This is a genomic window from Microcoleus sp. Pol12B3, from assembly GCF_036701355.1.
Lineage (GTDB): Bacteria > Cyanobacteriota > Cyanobacteriia > Cyanobacteriales > Microcoleaceae > Microcoleus.
This window is the reverse complement of record NZ_JAUBQS010000002.1, coordinates 97,660-114,399: the sequence shown is the minus strand read 5'-3', so window position 1 is coordinate 114,399 and position 16,740 is coordinate 97,660. Positions and strand designations below refer to the sequence as shown.

9 protein-coding genes are annotated in these 16,740 nt (G+C 44.1%); 5 read left to right on the top strand and 4 right to left on the bottom strand.

Going from position 1 to position 16,740, the window contains the following annotated elements; all coding sequences use genetic code 11:
* The first annotated feature begins 150 nt into the window (after nt 1–150).
* A complete protein-coding gene (locus tag QUA53_RS01550; RefSeq protein WP_333094514.1) occupies nt 151–867 on the top strand; it encodes a DevA family ABC transporter ATP-binding protein in 717 nt (238 codons plus the stop codon).
* Between the two features lie 116 nt (nt 868–983).
* Here QUA53_RS01550 and QUA53_RS01545 read toward each other — a convergent pair whose 3' ends face one another.
* The 3 genes from QUA53_RS01545 to QUA53_RS01535 all read right to left on the bottom strand — a co-directional run bounded on the left by QUA53_RS01545 (nt 984) and on the right by QUA53_RS01535 (nt 4,887).
* Nucleotides 984–2,039 carry a glycoside hydrolase family 104 protein gene (locus QUA53_RS01545; RefSeq protein ID WP_333094513.1) on the bottom strand — a complete coding sequence of 352 codons (1,056 nt, stop codon included), beginning with the start codon at nt 2,037–2,039 and terminating at the stop codon, nt 984–986.
* Nucleotides 2,040–2,141: 102 nt separating this feature from the next.
* Nucleotides 2,142–3,407, bottom strand: a complete 1,266-nt coding sequence (locus QUA53_RS01540; protein ID WP_333094512.1) for a glycosyltransferase family 1 protein — start codon at nt 3,405–3,407, stop codon at nt 2,142–2,144.
* A gap of 562 nt (nt 3,408–3,969) precedes the next feature.
* Entirely contained in the window at nt 3,970–4,887 is a 918-nt protein-coding gene (locus tag QUA53_RS01535; RefSeq protein ID WP_333094511.1) for a YihY/virulence factor BrkB family protein, read from the bottom strand.
* A gap of 111 nt (nt 4,888–4,998) precedes the next feature.
* Between QUA53_RS01535 and QUA53_RS01530 the strand changes: the two genes are divergently transcribed.
* From QUA53_RS01530 to QUA53_RS01515, 4 genes are all read left to right on the top strand, one after another.
* Nucleotides 4,999–6,084, top strand: a complete 1,086-nt coding sequence (locus QUA53_RS01530) for a hypothetical protein (RefSeq protein WP_333094510.1) — start codon at nt 4,999–5,001, stop codon at nt 6,082–6,084.
* Nucleotides 6,085–6,338: 254 nt separating this feature from the next.
* On the top strand, nt 6,339–7,232 hold the full coding sequence (locus tag QUA53_RS01525) for a CNNM domain-containing protein (protein ID WP_333094508.1): 894 nt from the start codon (nt 6,339–6,341) through the stop codon (nt 7,230–7,232).
* Between the two features lie 116 nt (nt 7,233–7,348).
* Entirely contained in the window at nt 7,349–7,546 is a 198-nt protein-coding gene (locus tag QUA53_RS01520; RefSeq protein ID WP_333094507.1) for a hypothetical protein, read from the top strand.
* 154 nt (nt 7,547–7,700) lie between these two features.
* Complete coding sequence (locus QUA53_RS01515) at nt 7,701–8,321, top strand: hypothetical protein (RefSeq protein WP_333094506.1); 621 nt, start codon at nt 7,701–7,703, stop codon at nt 8,319–8,321.
* 49 nt (nt 8,322–8,370) lie between these two features.
* Here the strand turns inward: QUA53_RS01515 and QUA53_RS01510 are convergent, their stop codons facing one another.
* Nucleotides 8,371–16,596, bottom strand: coding sequence for an FkbM family methyltransferase (locus tag QUA53_RS01510; protein ID WP_333094505.1), 8,226 nt, complete (start codon nt 16,594–16,596; stop codon nt 8,371–8,373).
* Nucleotides 16,597–16,740: the final 144 nt, after the last annotated feature.

Sequence of the window (16,740 nt, the reverse complement as noted above, 5' to 3'; positions counted from 1 at the left end):
ACAAAAGCGGTTTATTAGACTTGAAGTGAAAAATTTACCAATCTTGAAATCCATCTGCCTTCATCTGCGTTCATCTGCGGTTTCCCTCTTAATCAAAGATTTAGGCAACCTTGTGTCTTAATTAAATCTCCAACCTCAAACCAATAACATATGAATTCTACTACTCTCTACCCAACAACCAACGCATTACAGATTCCTGCACCTGTAATTTCCGCGCACCACCTCGACCACTACTTCGGTCAAGGTCAACTGCGAAAACAGGTACTTTTTGACATTAATCTCGAAATTAAAGCAGGTGAAATCGTGCTGATGACGGGGCCTTCTGGTTCTGGAAAAACTACGCTTTTAACTTTGATTGGCGGATTGAGATCCGGTCAATCGGGAAGTCTCCAAATTCTCGGTCAAGAAATGTGCAAAGCGAGTGCGGACCAATTGGTAAAGGCGCGACGCAAAATTGGCTATATTTTTCAGGCGCATAATTTACACCGCAGTTTGACGGCGCTGCAAAACGTGCAAATGGGTTTGGAAGTTCACGGCAATTTGTCGCGTTCTCAAATGCGCGATCGCTCTGCAAAAATGCTAAAGTTAGTAGGACTGGAACAGCGGATTAACTATTATCCAGATGACTTGTCGGGAGGACAGAAACAAAGAATTGCGATCGCCCGCGCTTTGGTCAGCCAACCGCAAATTGTTTTAGCGGACGAACCAACAGCCGCCCTGGACAGCAAATCCGGTCGCGAAGTGGTGAATTTGATGCAGCAATTAGCCAAAGAACAGGGTTGTACTATTTTGTTAGTAACCCACGATAACCGAATTTTGGATATTGCCGATCGCATCCTTCACATGGAAGATGGAAAATTAGCCTAATTTTTAAATTTCCGAAGAATAGACATCACCCATAACTCCCTCATTTTCAATTTTGGATGTCAAAATTTAATCCAAAATTGCCAAACCCCAATCTAAACTCGTCCGAGGACTATTCACTAATTGCTAACAACCAATCCTGGGCGGTCAATCCCCAAATTTTGCAGGTACATTGCTTCGAGTTTGGGCATCGACGATTCCACGGAACCGCCATAACGCCGAAAAGAAGGCCAGATGTAAGCGAGTTTTCTGACTGCTGGCTCCAATCGACCCGCTTCTATATCTTCTAATGCACCTTTTTCTCGGATTAACTCTACAGCTACAAGGTCTTGATTTTGCGGGCTGAAATCGCTGATGCTAAATTTTTTGGCAAATCTGTCCCAAGTGGTGCTGAGAAACTGATATCGCCCTGCTGCGTCGGAACATAGTTTTTTGCCATAGCGGCGGCCGCACCTCATTTCCCTAGGATGATCTTTAAAGCTGACAAATTTCGTGCCGGTGTACTGAGTGCGGTAGCCGTCGGCGCTAGCGGTTCCTTCGGCGGCGGCAATTGTGTCGAGAAAGGCTTTTACTCGACGTTCCGGGCCGATGCTATCGAGTCTGTTATCCTGTATGGGCTCTGGTGAATTGAGGGTTGCAGTTTCCGATTTACGATCGCGCTCGATGTTATCCTCTCTGAGGTCTGGTGAATCGAGGGCCGCAACTTCCGGCAGACGTTTCGGGGTGGGCGAGCTTTCTGCCGAGACCGATTGCCCCCACAGTCTCGGGGTAATTCGACCCAAAAAAAAGCATAAACAGATGCACAAACTCCATGAAAGTTTAAAACGGAGGCGTTTGGACAGTTGCCTGCGCTGCCGCACAGGCCACCCGTGCAGGGGGAGGACTGCGGGCAAGATTCCCGTTTGCTGGCCGAAGGCGAACAGCGATTTCAGCGCTAGCAAGGTTTGCTTGTAAAAACCGGGTGCAAGTTTTCGAGATCTCATTGCTGCAGCGAAAGTCTCGACATCAGTTAGAGTCACTTCTGCCAGCGGTTTTTCTACAAACAGCCGAAAACGGTTGGCCGCCTGCCAGCTAAAGCGCTTGCTGCGGGGGGATTTTTGCTCCACCCAGAGGCGAATTAGCTCGATGTCTGAAATGGGTTGCAGATGGCTTCCCAGATGTTCTGGCGCGTACAAGAGTACCTCCTGATATCACTTCTAGTTGAAGGTTCCCAGTGAGAACGGATGAGTGAAACAGGGAGCAAGGGAAACTGGCTTCAACCATACTAAGTGATACTACTAAGCGCTCACCGGGTCAAGCTGAATGACCGATTGTTCGAGCAGTTGAGTGTAAAGTTGACCCAGTTGAGAGGCGATACCGTCCCAACTGAAATAGGTTTCGACGTGCTGGCGGCCTGTGTGTCCGAGTTGCTGACGCCATACTGAGTCAACTAACAAGCGATCGATCGCATCGGCAAAGGCTGCTTCATTTTTCGGCGGCGCAAGCAAACCTGTTTCTTGCGGCACTACAGTATATTTCAGCCCTCCCACGTCGGAGGCGACTACTGGCGTGCCGCAGGCCATCGCTTCAATGGCGACTAAACCGAAGGGTTCGTAGTGGCTGGGAACGACGCACACATCGGCGGCTGCGTAATAGGCGGGGAGAATGTCTCGGCTCAAGGCGCCGGGAAAACTGGTAATGTCGCTCAGACCGAGTTCTTCAACGATGCTGCCGATACGATCGCGCTCTTTACTGTCGCTTTCCCCCTCACGCCACCCGCCGCCCATTATGAGGTTTAAATCGGCTTTGGGCACCGCCGACAGACTAACGGCGCGGACTAAGGTTTCTATGCCCTTGCGGGGGTCGAAACGGCCGACGTACAACACGACTTTGGTTTCGGGGGCTATGCCCAAGTGGCGGCGGGCCGTCGATCGGGCGATCGAGCCGAACCTTTCAGTGTCGGTACCGCAGGGAATGATGTCAATATTGCCTTTTGAGGAAACCAGAGACCTCATGTGTTCTTTTTCTTGGGGACTGGTAGCCACTACGCGATCGGCTGTTTCCAAAAGTGTTTTTTCTACTTGCAGCCTGGTTTTGGCAATCATCGGAATTGTCGAAACCGACTTGTATTTAATTGCTGCCAAAGAATGGTAAGTGTGAACTTGCAGCAGAGGTTGCGATTTTTTCAACTCCATTCCCACCCAAGAAGACAGCCAGTAATTTGTGTGAACTAAGGGATATTGAAAGCCTGACTCTAACTGAAATTTGTGAAATTCTTGAACAAAGATTGGCAAATATCCATAAAGTTCATCGCGGGGAATAAATTCTTGTGGCCCTGCTACTAGCCTAATTGTCCGGCAATTGGGACTGTGCTGTACAATTCTTGCTTGTTGGCGATCGGATAAGCGGGTGAACATATCAACTTGCCACCCCTGTTTAGCCAAAGCTTCTCCTACTTGACGCACGTAAACATTTTGCCCGCCCGCTTCTTCTTTGCCAATTTCTACAGCGGGATCACCGTGTACGGAAATGAGAGCGATGCGTTTTTTAGTTAAGGAATTCATGCTTTTTTACCGAAAATTTAAAAATTTTTAGGAGAAGATTGAAAGTGCCATTTTGGCTGCTGCGCCGGGACTGGAATCTTCTAGCTAATTTGTATTAAAGTCAAAATGCGGGATCGATAAATCATCCTTCAGGGATAAGTTGCAGGGAAAAATTTACATACGACTTCCTTCTGCTGACAGAGACGTGGAGCAGCTAAAAATCTAGATAATCTAAATGGAAATGAACGAGGGTGAAGGGAATTTTCCGTATTATTGCCTGTGTCAAACTCGCACCTTCTAGCCATCTCTAACTAGAGCCTGCTTTTAGCTTGCTGCTAGAGATGCCAGATCTGTCGAAGGTATAGTTTTACCCCTCTGGATAAATAAGTAAAGCTTTATCCAAAGCAGAAGTCGGTTGTCCCGAAGACCGAATGTTACAGGGCCAGCGAAAAAAAAGCAAAATTATTGCATTCAAAATTTTTCTTTCCTTCCGCCTTCGGCCTTCCTTCTTGCTTGTTGCTTGTGGCTTCTTATGTCAAACCAGGAGTGCGAGTTTAACTTCTAATTTCCGGTTTGTCTAATCTTAAGAGTTCTTCCGATGTTTGCGTGCGGAGGATTCACCGTTTTCGCTGTTTAGGATATTCTTTCGCGAACCTGGCATTAGAGATCCGTATCGGTTAGCCCAAACTTGGGTAAACTCGGCACCTAAGAAGAGAATTTGAGCGGAATAATTAATCCAAAGCAGGATAATTACGAACGATCCCGCAGCACCGTAGGTAGAGGCAATACCGCTACCTCCGAGGTAAACTCCAATTAGGGATTTGCCGATCGTAAACAGCACTGAGGTGATGGCGGCGCCGATCCACACATCATTCCAGGCAAGATTGACATCGGGCAAAAGTTTGTAAATTAACGCAAAAAGCAGCGTAACTACGCCAAAGGAGATAGCAAAGTCCACAATCTGCCAAATGTTGATTGGTAATTGCAGCAAGCCGTTCAACCAATAGCTAACGGCGGCTAAAATGGCACTAATTACTAAAGATACTAGCAGTAGAAAGCCTATGCCTAAAATCATTGCAAAAGACAATATGCGGTCTTGCAGAAATCCCCAGATTCCTCGTCCGGGAGGCGGTGAAACATTCCAAATAGTATTGAGGGCTTCTTTGAGATTAGTAAACACGTTGGAAGCGCCCCACAAAAGTGTAGCGATACCTACTAAAGTAGCAATCATTCCCGACTTCGGTTCGGAGGCTTTGAGGATCAGTTCTTGGACGGTTTCGGCGCCATCTTTACCGATTAAACTTTGGAGTTGGGCGACGATTTGACCTTGGGCTGCGTCTGCACCAAAGACTAAACCGGCGATCGCAATTACGATAATTAGCAACGGGGCGAGGGAGAAGACTGTGTAATAGGCTAGGGCGGCGGCTAAGGTTGGGGCTTTATCTTCTTGCCATTCAGTAAAAGTTTGTTTGAGCAGCGATATGACTGTTTTTAAGTTCACGGTCTTTGGTTTCCTTATACTTATCGTCCAAGGGATCTTAATAGGTTAAGAGTTTTTTAGCCTCAGCCACAAGATAGATTTATCGATTAGCAAATTCGGAAGATTACTTTTATGTCTGATTCCAACACAACTGTTAATACCACCGATATAACATTGTCCAAAAAAGCAATTTCTTGGGCAAAATTGAGCGCCCTAGTAGCGGTGGTCAATTTTTTGCTCGTACTTTTCCATTTCAGTTACCTTCAGTTGCGGCCTGTTTATCAGAGCTATTTTCCAGGTTTAGTTAAAATTTATGACCCGATTAAAGGCATTGATTCAAGTTTACAAAATCCAGAATATTTGAAAAGCGCTGACCAGTTTTGGCGAATTGATGCGTTGTTTATCGGTTTTTTTGGGGCGGAATTTTTGATTAAAAGTCTGTTCCACACCCGCCGCAAACCGGGGGTAACTTGGTTTGATTTTGTGCTGAGGCGCTGGTACGAGGTGTTTCTGGTGATACCGATTTGGCAGGGGTGGCGGATTCTGCCGGTATTGGTGCGGCTTCACAAGTCGGGTTTGGTGAATCTCGATCGCGTAGTTGCTCAAGTTACCTATGAACCGGTGGCTTATTTAGCCAATACGATGTCGGAATACATGATGGTGCGGTTTATCAATCAAGCTAAAACTTCCATCAAACAGGGCGACGCGGCACAGATGTTGCTGGCGCAGCAGCCGTACCTTCACGTCAATCAGGAAAATACGATCGAACAAATTACCAAGCGGATTTTGGATCTGACAATTTACAAAGTTTTGCCACAGGTGCAACCGGATTTGGAAGAATTGCTGCATCACAATTTGGAAACAACAATCAAACAGTCGGATTTTTATCAAATCCTGCAAACTTTCTCTCCGATTAACATTTTGCCGACGGAGATGACGGAACAGCTAGCGAATTATTTGGCTCAAACTGCTGTGGATGTGGTATCTACTACTTACGAAGATGATAAAGGTAGAAAAATTATCGATAATTTCAGCCAAGAATTTAATCAAAGTTTGCGGCGGGAATTGCAAGATGAGAAAACTCTCGGGGAATTGCAGTCGCTGCTGTCGGATTTGTTGGAAGAAGTGAAGTTGAATTACATTCAAGGCGGCTTGAAGTCCGATCCGGTGCAAACGTTTACGGAAATGAACTCACTCCGGGGAGTAAGGGAGAGTTGATACAGCAATGAGTTCCGGTTTTGTGAATTGGATGGTTTGGAACGAACCGATGAAACTCGCCTTAGCCCTATTATGGCGAAGGAGGATAAGAGAAGAGAAAGAGTTTACAAGTTCTACGGGTAAGGTGCGCCTCCTCGGCGTACCTACGAATAAGGGTAGTGGGGATATCCGAAATATCGGGGGATAAACCTATCTAAATCCCAAGCTAAAATAAAACAATTAACCTCAAACCTCTATCATATTAGATATCTATCTTGAACAACCTTACTTGCCTGGAAATAGAAGTCGCTCAAACAACGCTGAGATTAGCAATGTTGGTGGGCTTAACACTTTTAATCGCCTTTTTTGTGGCGTCAGAACTAGCATTAGTATCAGCCGATCGCCATCAAATCCGCCAACTCGCCCACTTGGACGATCGCCCAACCGCCAAAACCGCCGAACTCGTCCACCAAGCTCAAAACAACATACCGCATTACCTGTCTGTGACTCAAACTGGCACAACAGCAGGGAGTTTGCTGTTGGGTTGGTTGGGTGAGGGAGCGACTGTACACTGGATCGAACCGTGGATCGACAAATTGCCGATCGGTCATTGGTCGGCCGTGCTGACTGCTCATTCGATCGCAGTTCCCGCAGCTTTTATCTTAGTAACTTACGTAGAAATAGTCTTAGGAGAACTCATTCCCAAAGTATTAGCAACCCACGCCCCAGAACGCACCGCTTTGCTGCTGATGCCTGCCCTGGAACTCTGCTCAAAATTACTGTGGCCGCTGCTAGCAATTCTCAACGGTACCGTGCGGCTGCTGACTGATTGGATTACCAGTAAAGAGTCTCAACCCCTGCTGTTACCTTCCGAAGCAACTCTCGTTCAAAAAGATGCTCATTCGGCACTAATTTCTGGCCTATGGGAAGTGACAGCAGTTAACGAAAAACTTGGGTTAAATCTGCCGACTAACCAAGCTTACCAAACAATCGCCGGATTCGTGATTCACAATTTGGGTAAAATGCCAAATCAAGGCGATCGGCTATTGTGGGGCGAGTTAGAAATAGAAGCAGAAAATGTGGTAGAAGGCAGTTTAGAAACAGTGCTACTGCGTCAGGTAACTCGCCCCTTATTTGAGCCACAACATCCAGAACTTGTGTTGAATTGATCCTAAATCAGGCTTAAATACTTCCTCAATCGATGTGTGAGGTTGTAATTAGTCGCTCAGTGCGAAAACCTAACATAAATCTGCAAATTGCATAAAGCACAGTTTATGAGGTCGATATGCTAAAAACACTTTGGGCTACTGTTCGACAAGGGAAAATTGAACTGCTGGAGTTATCAGAATTACCCGAAGGGGCAAAAGTATTAGTAACAGTTTTACCTGATGAAGAAGCTGAGTTTTGGCTTGAAGCCAGTCAAACATCATTAGATACAGTTTGGGAAAATACTGAGGATGATGTCTATGCCCAGCTCCTCTAAAAATGACATAATTTTAGTTAGATATCCCTTTTCAGACTTGTCTAGTTCTAAGGTAAGAGTAGTGTAGTAAATACTACCCGATGGGTTCGGTTGTCCATAAGCTGAGCTTTTTAGCAGACGTTAGACTTGAGAAGTCGTCATTAAGTCACAAATTATGCCTTTTACAGCCTATGGCTTAGATAACTTCTTCGCTCAGGAAATTTCAGCATTGTCTGAGTGTAATGCTCCCGATCTAGGAGATCACTCCGCTGAGGTAGGAGATTTGATTCATAACTTTATCCTTAATTCTATATTCACATCTCCTATTAAAACGGAGGAAAAACCTTATATTTTTGGAATCATCCGTCGCGTACAAATGGCTTTAGTTGAGTATCAAAATGGTCGTACTCTACTGCTTTTATATTTAAATGAGAGCAAAAAGAACACATCTTTATATTTTCAAGCGCTTTCTCATTTTGAAATAGCTGTTACACAATTATATCAGGCTTACGATTTTTGGAGACAACTAGGAAAAAAGAGAGAGTCAAAGGAAACGAATTTGTTTAAAACACGAGACGGTAGCCCTCTTCAAAAGCTTAATAGACTTTACAATGTTAGCAAACATCTTGAACCGTCAACTATACCTGAAGGAAATTTACACCATGTTTGGATTTCCAACAATGGTATTTGTGCAAGCGAAGTCACAATGTCGTTTACAGAGTTAGCAGACCTTGTTCAAGAATACGTAGCTGTTGCTAATGCCTTTTCTAATCCAAATCAAGTTTCAACTCCCTAACTAATCGATCGCGCTGGGCGAGCCGCTGCCCGCCCAGCGCGATATCCGTTTACTTCACAGCAAGCTCGATCGCACCCCCAACAAACTGCTCGTAATCCGCCAACAACCACGGAGGCAAACAAGTGTTCGCATCCTGAACCCGCAACTGTCCAGCGCGACAATACAGCATCGCCGCCAACAAATTATTTACAGCTTTAGGCGCTCCAAACCCTTTACTCAACTCAACAACCAACGAGTTAAAAAACTCGCGATCGCTCTCATGCAGCGGCTCGTTAATAAACCCGCAGCCCAACATTGCTTTGTAGCCCTTGCCAAAATCGCTCCGGTACAAAAGTTCCAGTTGTTCGCCGGAAACACTCAGCCACAAATCGGCAATTTGCTTGCGAATATGCCGCAAATCTGCTATCACTAATTCATCCGTTGGGTCGATTTCATAGAGATTGACCGCAGCAGTTAATTGATTGAGAAACTGCGGCAGATAATCTTGTTTGACAAGTGGTTGTTCTGTTGTCGTAAATGCGCTTTCAAACACCTTTTCGTAATCTTCAACCAACCACTGCGGCAAGCGGGTGCGAGCATCGGGAACCTGCATTTTACCTGGTACAAAATACAGCATCGCCCCCAGCAGAGCATTGATAGCTTGAGGCTGCACCAACCCTTTACTAATGTCGGTCAATTGCTGCAAAAATTTTTGTTCTGCTTCAGTCATTGCTTCTGCTTGCAAGCCACATCCGAGTATTGATTTATATCCCTTGCGAACTTCTCCTCGATAAAAATTTTCTAGTTTATCTGAAGGAACAGTCAGCCAAAAATCAGCCATTTGTTTTCTGATTTGGCGGAGTTCCAAAACTACCGATTCGTCAGACGGATCGATGCGGTAAAGATTGACGCATCCTAACAGTTGATTTGCAAATTGCGGGGATTGAATGTATTGAGCTAGCAAGTCAGAAGTTGACTCAGACTTGACAGCGGAGTCACTCTCAAAAACTTGTTCGTAATCCCCAATCAACCAGTGTGGCAAACGGTTGCGAGCGTCGGGAATTCGCATGGTTCCCGGCGGGAAATACAGCATCGCAGCAAGCAAGGCGTTGACAGCTTTGGGATGCACTAATCCTTTGCTAATCTGGGTTAATTGCTGCAAAAATATTTGTTCGCTTTCGATCATCGGTTGACGTTGGAAACCGCTCTTGAGCAGGATTTGATAGCTGTTACCTGAAGCACTTCTGTAGGCGGTTTCGAGATTTTCGGTGGGAACGTTCAGCCAAAAATCAGCGATTTGTTTGCGGATTTGACGCAGTTCGGATATTGCTGAGATGTTTGATGAGTTTCTTTGGTAAAGCTGGACGTTTTTCGAGAGCATCTCGCCCAAATCTGCCTGTTTGGGAATGCTATCCTGTAAGCTGCGGGATGCTTCCAGGTGGTTGGTTTGCCATTTGCCAAAGAGTTCTTGGAATAATTTGCCGATCGCCCCAGAGTATGCCACACTGTCAAAACAAGCCGGGTTAGCTTGCATTTTTTGCTGAATTTCCTGCCGTTTTTGCTGCCGCAATTGCCGGTTAGTGCCCAGACTAACGGCTAGCTGAATGTAAGATGCTTCACTATTGGCAATTAAATCTGGCATAGAGAGCGATCGTACCACCGCCGCCCCCATTCTCGATCGCAAAGTATCGCCATCCCTAACCACTGTTGGAAGTCCCACCTCTAACGGATCTACAAGAGAAGTAGTGCCCGCATAGGGATAGGAATCCAAATAAACATCCCCCAACTTCAAAACTTCTTTAACATCCGCACGGTTAGGAAAACTCTTCAACACCTGCAAACGATTACTCTCAATGCCATACTTAGCAAAAACGGCTTTCATATTATTTACAAAAGCCCCCCCAGGATAATGATTAGTCCAGCTAGGGCCGAAGGGCATTAAAAACAGCACCGAATTAGGAACAGCAGCAATAATCTTTGCCCATGTTTCCCTTAACTCCGGCAGTAGCTTATACAAATTAGCACTCGAAATAAAGACAACCGATTCCTCGGCAATGCCGATACTATTTCTGGTGAAATTAATGTTAGGAGTGTAAGGTTCGAGGGTATAGCTAAAACAGCAGCCAGGCCCATCAATAGTTGCTAATTCCTCGCGATAATGCTCCTGTCCTTCAGGTGCAGGTTCCATCAACTTACCAGCAATGTAATAGTCAACGTGTCGAATTCCTGTGGTAACGGGAGAATTAAAACAGGTAGTTTGTACCCGCGCCAATCGATGCAATGCTAGTAAACTAATCGGATGAGTAACCGCAGTAATATTGGTAGCAATCAGCAGAATATCTAAGTCATCAGCGCGGATTGTCTGAACTTGAATTGGCAAGTCATTCGGCAGTTTAACCAGTCTGTCAGCGCGACTCTGACAATACTGTTCTAGTTTATTCCCGTCGAGATTGAGAGCGTATAAAATAATTTCAAATTGCTCTCGATTCAGATATTCAAAAGCGGGTAACGTGGCGAAAGTTTCCGTCATCGCCCCAAAATGTTTAGTCAGGACACCGAGGCGAATTTTCGGTCTGTTCGCAGGTCGAGCCGGAAAAATGCAATCAATCGCAGCCCCACGATTTTTCACGGCATATTCAATAATATCTGCCCGCTTTGTGTAGATATCCTTGAGATTTTTACTATTGAAGTACAGAGGAATAAAGTTAGCACTTTGAGTGAAAAACCAAGCGATATCCTGCCACACTTGTGAGTTTTGGTTCTTGAAGATATTGCTATGCAAATAACTGACCCATCCCTGGACATACTGGCAATAATTGTCAGCCTCTCCTATTTCTTGAAAGAGAGTAGGCGCAGCAAACATAAATTTGAGATAGTCGCTGACAAACCAATTAGGTATAGCTGCACTTTCATACTTCAGCAGTAACTGATCTGCACGACGATAGAGGGCGGCTGCCAGTAGGTAGTTAATATCTTTGGGAGTTTTAATTCCCTGGGAGAGATGTGCTGTTAGGCGATCGATAACACTCTTTTCGGCATCTGTCAGCGCTTCATCTTTGATGTTACTTTTGAGCAGTAGCTGATGCGCCTTACCTGCATCACCGCCATAGGCATTTGCCAGTTGTTCTGCGGGCAGATTCAGCCAATAATTGGCAAGTTGCTGGCGGGATTGGCGGATGTTAGCGAGGTTTACTTCATTAGCTTGGTCTTTTTGATACTCTCCCACATATTGGGACAGCAAAGTTAAAAATTGTTCGGGTTTGCTAAATTCAACTAACTCATTAGCTATTAAATTGCCGTGTTGCTGCAAAATCTGCTGTGACCAACGCACTTCTTCGGGTTTGTAAAGTTGAGAGTGGAGGTGAATAAGTGTGGCTCTCATTAAGTCTAATTTTGGGCGATCGCATGCCATTTTTTGGGTTCTGCTAGAGCCGTCGCCGTGCTGTCTGTAATAGAGATAAGGCTTAGGTAATCGATCGCCTAACCAGCCTTTTTCATAGGCAGAAACCCAAAATTCCCAATCTTCGCATCCCAGCTTCATAACTTTTTTCAAGCCGCCTACTTGCTCGTAAATCTCCCTTCTAAATAGGGAAGTAGCGGGGGCTTGATTGTCTCTCAAAAACCGATTGGCATCAAAGTCACCGTGAACAACTAAATCGCAGTTGGCTCCGAAGTGCTGCACATCTGTATAGACAAAACCAACATTCGGTTTTGCTAATAAAATTTTGACGCACTCCTCTATAAATTTGGGATGAAGTTTATCATCAGCATCTAGGAATAAAATAAACTTTCCTGACGACTGCTCAACGCCAAGATTTCTCGAATCAGCCGGCCCGGTGTTGGGTTTATCTATGAGGCGAAGCGATTTTTGAGGATACAGTTTAATTAAATATTTTCCGAAGTTGCTGGTATCATCCGTGCTGCCATCATTGACAATTATGCACTCCCAGTTTGAATAAGTTTGACTGACAACACTTTCAACAGCTTCTCTGAGTAAAGTTGCATGGTTATAGCAGGGAATGATTACGCTGACGAGTGTTTCTGCGGAGGTGCGGTAGGGCATGGCATTTAGCTGTGATGGAGAGATTGAAACAGGTAATGTAGTGGCTGGTTTTACACCTCGGCGGGCGATTCCATATTCATCCCATATTTGCCGAGTTTCTTGCTGCGATATTGGCGATGAATGTTCCAAACCTTGTGGATTTTCGCAGTACAAGCCGAGAATTTCTGGCAAGTGCACAATATTTTCGGTTTTGCCAATCCGCAGCCAAAATTCATAATCGCCAGCCGCCGTATACTCTGTTCGGAAATAGCCGTATTTTTCGTGCAGCGATTTTTTCCACATCGGCTGGGGGCCAATAATGCAGCGCCGTTCGAGTTCGCTGTAGTCAAAGGCTGGCCAACTCCAGCGCTTTTCGGCTTGGGTTGTGGCAAAAGTATCGTTAACTGTGTTGGTAATTAATTGATCGGCATAAACCAGACTTACTTCTGCGTTTTCGTCCAAGTATTTCGCCATAATTTCTAGGGCATCGGGGCGGTGTCTGTCATCGGTATTAGCATTAGTCATGTAATCTCCGCGCGACATCTTAATACCTCGATTCCAGGCTGCATATAATGTCTCGCGATCCGAAGTGCGATCGTACACAATATTCGGATATTTCGCTTGAAATTCCCGCACAACAGACTGTTCGTTTTCTTGGGAACCGCTGTCAATTACTATGATTTCGAGTTGGCCTTGTTTGTACAGCGTTTGCTCTATCAAGTCCTGCAAGCAGCCGCGGATAAATTTTTCGGAATTGTAAGTAGAAACGATCGCAGATACTTTAAAAGCCGACGGGACAGGCTGGGAGTTCTCACCATTCCCTAATTCCGCCTGCAATGCTGCATCAGTTGGCTGTTGAACTGCAGCATTCTCATGTGCGCGCTCAGCTACTTGAACCAAAACTGAGCTAACAATTGCAGCCATTTTTGACCAGGAAAACTTCTTAGCTTGCTCTAACCCCGCCGCAATTAATGAGTTGCGGACAGCGGGCTTCTGTATTTCCCCCAAAGCATTGACAAGCCCAATAACATCATCCCCGTCCACATAAACCGCTGCTTGTCCTGCTACTTCTGGAATCGAACCGTTTGGACAGGTGATGACTGGACAACCGCAAGCCATTGCCTCAAGGACTGGCAACCCAAAGCCTTCATATTTCGACGGATAAACTAACACTGAAGCACCAGAGTAAGCAGTTCTCAGTTCGCTGTCGCTTAGTTGTAGCGTGTGGACAGTATTCCCAGGACAGTACAATTTCAGCTCTGGTTCTAATACAGGTTTGCCACCTGCACAGACTATATCAAAGTCAAACTTGTTGGCAAGTTGAGAAAAGGCTTTGAAGAATAATGTCCCGTTCTTGTAACCATGCCAGCCTACCCTTTCGCCTATCAAAAGAAAATAGGGCTTGGTAATGCTGTATTTTGACTTAAAGCCTAAAATTTCTTCTCTATCGGCTGGCGAAAAATTGGCATCTATTCCGCAGTGCGCTACAGCGACAGAATTTGAATAAATCTGCGGAAAAATCTTAATTAAATCGCGGGCTGTATTTTCCGAAATGGTGATGTATGCCGAGGCGTGGCGGATACCGCAATGCTTTTCTCTCCACTCCGAATGACCAATATTTTGCCCCATCAACTCTGGAATCATGTCGTAGGCCATGAATACCGATCGCGTTGACAAAGGGGTTGTATAATAAGTAGAAATAAATAAATCGGCTTTTTCTTCATCGCAGATTTGTTGGAGCATCGCGCGATCGCGATCGGTATTACCATAATCGTAAAGGGGAATAGTACGATAACGAAGACCTGGAATTTTTGGAGCAGTTCCGTTACGATCTAAAATGATAATATGTTGAGCAAAGTTCGTATTTGCCCATTCTTGCCATAGGGATTTCCAAACGCGAGCAATACCTGTATTATTATGTTGAAAAAATACACCATCAATGAGAATTGTCGGATATTTTTGACTAGGGTTAACAGCAAGTGCAGGTAAAGGAGAAACTGTTTTAAATTGCCAAGCTTTTGTACTAATATCTCGTTGTGCAATGGGTTCGACTCCACAGGCGATCGCGCTATTGACTTGACTCTCATCATTAACCCAATCAAAGTATTGACGCAATAACACAGGAAATTGAGTCTGTTGTTGCAGATTTAACCATTGGGAAGTCGCATTTTTATAACCATAATATTGCTCTTTAAAGCGCAATTGATTCGGGGTAACGTAGGCAAAATGTTGGAAAACCAACCCCTCTTTTTCGGTTTCTTGATGTCGAAAAGGATTAACAAACGCGATATCACGCCATTTACCGTTAGGTAAGGGTTCCGCTAATCTGGGCGGTTCATGGGTTGCCCATACCATGCCCGGTTTAAAACGCCAAGTGCGTAGCCATTCATATTGAGGATTATTTGCATAACAATTACGAGTGCTAATAACTAAATTTTCCCCAACAAAATACCAACACCAATAAAAAGCCGCTGTTTTTTCAGGATGTTCAATAAACATCTGTCGAGTTTGGCAAATCTGCTCAAAAGTCCAGAGCTCATCTACATCAATTTGCCACAATAAACACTCTTCAGAAATCCGGGAAAGAGGAGCATTTATCATTTCTCGTTTCCCTTCCCAAAATTCGCCTTCTGGCTTACGATAAATGCTAATATTTTGGGGATAAAGACGAGCCAGTTCATCTAAATATTCGGTAGTCCCATCCAGGCTGCGTCCGTCGCGATGAACATCATCAGAAATGTTACCGCCCAGATTGACACTCCAAGCCGTATCATGTTTTAAATCTGCCACCCCCTCGACAATATGCCAGTGCCATCGAAAGGGTAATTTTTTCAAGACATCAATATGATAACGGATGAACGGTTCACCATTGAGAACGATGGTAAAGAAATGAAGGGGAAGTGATGGAAACGCAATATAATTTTCATAGAAAGCCTTAGAGTTGACAACTGCTCCACCAATCGCACCCGTTTTTTCTATACAATGACACTCATAACCATTAGCCATGAGTAAATCAAAAGTTTCTTTGGCGGTGTGCTGCATTCCCTCTAACATTTTTTGAGAGATTTCAAACTGAATAAACTCAATTGCTTTTCTTGCTAAAAGATTCATGCAACCATTAAGAACATCACTTTCAGCTCCTTCTACATCGATTTTTAAGTAATCAATTTTCTCAATATTATGTTTTTGACAAAATGAATCAACTGTAATCGCGCTAACGGTTTCGCTTTTTACAATAGGTACATATTCCTGGGGATTTTCGGGATTTTCCATCTGCGGTCTGCCGATGCTGTTCCAAACCGAAAACTCATCAGGAAATTCATTAAATTCAATCAGTTTATTCTCGGAAAATACTGCATTCTGAAACGCGAAAACATTCTGATTATTTTCTGTGCGTCGTTTAAGTGTATTAAAAGTAGTTGAAGTCGGCTCAAATGAATATACTTTTCCTTCACGTCCGACTAAATTACTAAACAAAAGAGAATAGTTACCAATATTTGCTCCAATATCGAAAACTGTCATCCCTTGACGAACTAATCTTTGTACAAGCCGTTGTTCGATTTGTTCTTCATTAAACGCAAATTTTTCTTGCTGGAAAATGGCATAACCATTTCGCAGATGAAGATTATGCAATAAGAGTTTATAATTAGGATCTTTGAGAAGCCTATGGTAATTTTTATGGTTTTTAAAGGTATTAATATCATCTAGCAATATAAATTTAGCCCCATAGACTTCATCTAATTCAGCTTCCCCGGTAAATTCCGAACCATCTATTAAGACAACATCAAAAAAAATGATTTTATTTTCTGATTTTATTTGCTTAATCCCTGCCTGAGATACTCTAGAATCTTGGAGATATTTTAGGTCTTGTCTGAGCCACTCTAAAACTTGTTGTAGGGGGTATTGGTTCAGTGCAGTTGGGTAAGAATTATAAAAATCAATAACTTCTTTTTCTCGAGCAAACTTATTAATTCCTACTGATGAAACATTATAACATTTTACAAAGCCGTCCTTAGCATATCTGTTTTGTAATGCGGTAAATCTTGCCTGGGAAATTTCCATGCAAAAAAGTTGAGGATGATGGGGATTTTGTCTAATTCCTGTGACAAATGCTTCTGTACTTCCCTCACCGGAAGATGACCCTATTTCTAAAATGGTTTGGATATCTTCTTCTTTCGCTATTTGTTTAATAGCCTGATAAAATTGATCGTACTTAATTTCTGCGGGAATGATTTGATTAATTTCTGAAGTCATGATCAAATGTTCTCCTTAATTCATTGTGTTATTAATCTGGGAATGCGTTTTCTAAAAAAAACCTTGAAGTTAAATTTAGTTACGAAATCAAGCTGGTTTTGAACTCAGACTATTGAGGTAAATGACGATTTTTGGTAAACGCAC

Excerpts from the sequence above, each read along its gene's own strand:
- QUA53_RS01550 (WP_333094514.1), top strand. The coding sequence starts at position 151 with ATGAATTCTACTACTCTCTACCCAACAACCAACGCATTACAGATTCCT.
- QUA53_RS01540 (WP_333094512.1), bottom strand. The coding sequence starts at position 3,407 with ATGAATTCCTTAACTAAAAAACGCATCGCTCTCATTTCCGTACACGGT.
- QUA53_RS01530 (WP_333094510.1), top strand. The coding sequence starts at position 4,999 with ATGTCTGATTCCAACACAACTGTTAATACCACCGATATAACATTGTCC.
- QUA53_RS01520 (WP_333094507.1), top strand. The coding sequence starts at position 7,349 with ATGCTAAAAACACTTTGGGCTACTGTTCGACAAGGGAAAATTGAACTG.
- QUA53_RS01515 (WP_333094506.1), top strand. The coding sequence starts at position 7,701 with ATGCCTTTTACAGCCTATGGCTTAGATAACTTCTTCGCTCAGGAAATT.
- QUA53_RS01510 (WP_333094505.1), bottom strand. The coding sequence starts at position 16,596 with ATGACTTCAGAAATTAATCAAATCATTCCCGCAGAAATTAAGTACGAT.